Source organism: Candidatus Frankia nodulisporulans (genome assembly GCF_902806475.1).
In the GTDB taxonomy this organism is placed as follows: Bacteria; Actinomycetota; Actinomycetes; order Frankiales; family Frankiaceae; genus Frankia; species Frankia umida.
This window is the reverse complement of record NZ_CADCWS010000345.1, coordinates 1-3,581: the sequence shown is the minus strand read 5'-3', so window position 1 is coordinate 3,581 and position 3,581 is coordinate 1. Positions and strand designations below refer to the sequence as shown.

The window sequence follows — 3,581 nt, the reverse complement described above, 5'->3', positions numbered from 1 at the left end:
AGTCGGACCGTCCCGTCGGCGCCACCGGCGGCGAGCAGGTGTCCGTCCGGCGAATAGGCGACGGAGAGTACGCGGTCGGGGTGGCCGGGCAGGGACACGTGCGAGGTGAGGGCGTCGCCGCGGGGCGGACGTCCCGTCGCCGTGTGCCAGCTGGTGTCCCAGCGACGTACCCGGCCGTCGTGGCAGCCGGCGACGAGGCTGTGGCCGTCCGGGGCGAAGGTCACGGACCAGACCGGCGAGGGCGCCTTGGCGGAGCCGGCGCGCAGGACTGCGACCAGGTTCGGGTGGCGTCGGTTGGTGACCTGCCAAAGGCGGACCGTTCCGTCGGCGCTGCCCGCGGCGAGCAGTGTGCCGTCGGGGGCGAAGGCGACGCAGAGGACCCGGTCGGCAGGTCCGGTCAGGAGGGCTGCCACCGCCGGGGCGTGTCGCGCGGCGATGACGTCCCACAGCCGGACGGTGCGATCGTGGCTGCCGCTGGCGAGGGTGCGGCCGTCCGGTGCGAACGCGATCGATCGCACCCAGCTGGCGTGGCCGGTGAGGCGTCCGCTGATCGGTCGGGGGCCGCGTCGCTGGCCTGCCGCCACCGTCGGGGGCTCCTGGGCGGCGCGGTCCGCGGGGAGAGTGCGGTCCTCGGTCGGGTTCAGGTCGGCCGCGGGGACGGGGACGGTTGCCATGTCGGGGTGGTTCTGCGCGACCGGGAGGGTCGCCGCGGAGGCGTCCGCCGGGACCGTCTCGGCGAAGGAGGGCATCGGGGTGGTCGGGAAAGACGGCGGCGTGGGCGGATTCACGGGTGGGAGGACGGGCTGGGGTAGTCCGTTCGAGGGGGGCAGGGTGACATCGTCGCTGCCCGCGGCCGGGTTACCCCCTTCGATCGTGGGGTCCTCGACGTCCGCGGTAAGGCTGGTGGGTGTGCTGGGGCGGCGCTGTGAGGAGCGTCCGAGATGCAGCGGGAACTCGGGCTCGACGGTCGGTTTCTCCCGGCCCAGCAGCGCGGCCCGCACCGCGGTGAGCAGACGGTCGCGGGTGGTGCTGGCGGTGAGACCGAACAGGTCGACCGACACCACGGTCTGCAGCTCGTCGGGCAGGTCGCAGTCCTCGACACGCATCGGCAGGAGGCGACGTTGCAGGCCCTCGGGGTCCGCGGCCCGGGCGGCACGCCACTCCTCACCGCCGTAGACGGAGATCAGGTACGCCGCGGAGACGACCGCGATGGTGCGGGTGGCGTGGGCGACACCCTGGTCCATCTTGCGTCGCCAGTCCACACCGGGCACGAAGTCCCAGGCCTGGACAAGCACCTGGTAGCCGTTCTCCTCCAGCTGCCAGGCGATCCATTCCGACCAGGGCCGATCCGTCGCGGTGTAGGAGACGAAGAAGCCCCACCCTGGCGTTGCGTCACGATCCCCCGACATGGCGCATCATTTTGCCCTGTGGACGCCCCGGGCCATAGCGATAGCCCCGATGTCAGCGTGGCGGCGGCCGCCGTGGCCCCACCGCCGCGGCGTGGTTGGGGATGTCAGCGGGGCGGCCAGGACAGGGCGAGGCGGGGGGCCTCGATCGCCGGGCAGGTGTCCATCACGATGGGGACGCCGGCGTCCTCGGCGCGTCGCGCGGCGGCCTCGTCACGCACACCGAGCTGCAACCAGACGGCCTTCGCGCCGACCTTGATCGCCTCATCGACGACCGGACCGGCGAGTTCCGAGCGGACGAAGACGTCGACGACATCCACCGGGAACGGAATGTCACTGAGTGTGGCGTAGCCACGCTCCCCCGCGATCGTCGGCGCCGTGGGATGCACCGGGATGACCCGTTTGCCGCCGCGGCGCAGGTACTCGCCGATCGCGTAGGCCGTTCGGGCGGTGTTGGTGGACAGGCCGACGACCGCCCACACCTCGGTGTCGGTCAGCAGATGCCGGATCGTCTCGTCGTCTCCGTGGCGCATGACCACTGACAACACCGGGCCCCCTCCAGGTCATCCGGGATTCGACGCGGTCGACCCCCGCTGACCCGGACGGGCCAAGCGTATCGTCCGGCTGGGATATCCGCCGGAACCGACACCGGCTGTGCGAAACCGGAGCTGATCTCCGGGCGAGAACCGGAAGAGGTGCGATGGGCGGCGGCACCAACCCGGTCGCGGCGGTGGTGTTCGATCTCGATGGCGTGCTGATCGACTCCGAGCAGGTGTGGGACGAGGTGCGTCAGGCATATGTCGCCGAGCGAGGCGGGCGCTGGGAGCCGGACAGCACCGCCCGCATGATGGGCATGAGCACCGCCGAATGGTCGACGTACCTCACCAGCCTCGGCATCTCCGGGACGCCGCAGCGGATCGCCGCCGAGGTGATCGACCTGGTGGCCGCCCGGTACGGCGCGGCACCGCCGCTGCTGCCCGGTGCGGTCGAGGCGGTCCAGGCGATCGCGGCGCACCACCTGTTGGGGCTGGCCAGCTCGTCTCCGCGGGCGCTGATCGAGCTGGTGCTCGACCGGTCCGGGCTCCGCGCGTCCTTCGCCGTGGCGGTGTCCTCGGAGGAGGTGTCGCGCGGCAAGCCCGCGCCGGACGTGTACCTCGAGGCCGCCCGTCGCCTCGGTGCGCCGGCGGCGGCGTGTGTCGCGGTCGAGGACTCCAGCAACGGGCTGCGTGCTGCGTCGGCCGCGGGCATGGCGGTGGTGGCCGTCCCGAACGCCCATTTCCCACCCGCCGCGGACGCCCTGGCCCTGGCCGCGGCGACCGTCCCCGTCACCGCCGACCTCACCGTCGACGTCATCCGCGCCGCGGCGGCCCGCCCCCGGTGATCCGGCCCTGCGCCACGTCCCGTCGCCCGATGCGGCGAGGAGGCGAGGGGGCGAACGGGCGGCTTGTCGGCGGTCGGACGCATAGGATCATCTGGTGATGAACGTGGGCGGTCGGCGGTGAGCGACAAGCACGAGGTGACCCTGTCCGCCTCGGCCGAACGGGATCTGGCCAAGCTGGCCGAGCTCACCCGCGCCGAGGTCCGCAGCTTCCTCGACGGCAAGCTGCGCGACGACCCGCGCAAGGCCGGCACACCCATCCCCGGCGAGCAGGTCGGCATGTTCGAGGCGACCACCCGCACCTGGCGGGTGCTCTACCGGGTGGACGCGAACACCCAGACCGTGCGGGTCATGGTGATCGGCCCCCGTGGCGCCCGCACCCGGGTCGTCCCGACGGTCGGCCGCACCGGCACCGCCGCCGGCTGGCGCCGCATCTGAGCGCCGGCCCGTCGTAGTTGCCGGGCCGCTACCACCGTCCCGGCCAGGTCGATCCCTAGCGCTGCCGGCACACTCACCCGCGCGTGGGCCGCTCCCCCGTCCCGGATCTTCAGATCCAGCGGATTCACCCCACTCGCCGCCACCTCCACCAGCACCTCACCGGCCGCCGGCACGGGCCTGGGCACCTCGCGGCGCTCCAGCCCACCACCGAAGGTCTCCAACGTAAGTGCCGTCGTCATAGCCGCGGGTTGTGCCAGCGCGGCGCGGGCCGATGAGGCGCACGGTTTCGCCGTGCTGGTGGTAGCTGGTCTCACGTTCCGTTTCGGACAGGTGCGGTGCCAGTGGGGCTGGCCGTGGCA

Annotated in this window: 4 protein-coding genes and 1 pseudogene; 2 read left to right on the top strand and 3 right to left on the bottom strand. The window is 72.9% G+C overall.

The window, feature by feature from the left end:
* Both G6R24_RS19415 and G6R24_RS19410 read right to left on the bottom strand, forming a co-directional pair.
* The coding region (locus tag G6R24_RS19415) for a toll/interleukin-1 receptor domain-containing protein (RefSeq protein ID WP_163550605.1) at positions 1–1,409 on the bottom strand (1,409 nt) is incomplete at its 3' end.
* A 104-nt stretch (positions 1,410–1,513) separates the two neighbouring features.
* Positions 1,514–1,954, bottom strand: a complete 441-nt coding sequence (locus G6R24_RS19410; protein WP_476695813.1) for a CoA-binding protein — start codon at positions 1,952–1,954, stop codon at positions 1,514–1,516.
* Positions 1,955–2,106: 152 nt separating this feature from the next.
* On the opposite strand from G6R24_RS19410, the gene G6R24_RS19405 reads away from it, so the two are divergent.
* Both G6R24_RS19405 and G6R24_RS22940 read left to right on the top strand, forming a co-directional pair.
* Positions 2,107–2,787: an HAD family hydrolase gene (locus tag G6R24_RS19405; RefSeq protein ID WP_163550604.1), complete on the top strand. Its 681-nt coding sequence runs from the start codon at positions 2,107–2,109 to the stop codon at positions 2,785–2,787.
* A gap of 117 nt (positions 2,788–2,904) precedes the next feature.
* Positions 2,905–3,222, top strand: coding sequence for a type II toxin-antitoxin system RelE family toxin (locus G6R24_RS22940; RefSeq protein WP_163550603.1), 318 nt, complete (start codon positions 2,905–2,907; stop codon positions 3,220–3,222).
* Between the two features lie 32 nt (positions 3,223–3,254).
* On the opposite strand, the pseudogene G6R24_RS24270 reads toward G6R24_RS22940, so the two are convergent.
* Positions 3,255–3,461: pseudogene (locus G6R24_RS24270) on the bottom strand (alcohol dehydrogenase catalytic domain-containing protein); the annotation flags it as partial.
* Positions 3,462–3,581 lie beyond the last annotated feature (120 nt).

Coding starts and splice junctions, on each gene's coding strand:
- G6R24_RS19405 (WP_163550604.1), top strand. CDS start 2,107: ATGGGCGGCGGCACCAACCCGGTCGCGGCGGTGGTGTTCGATCTCGAT.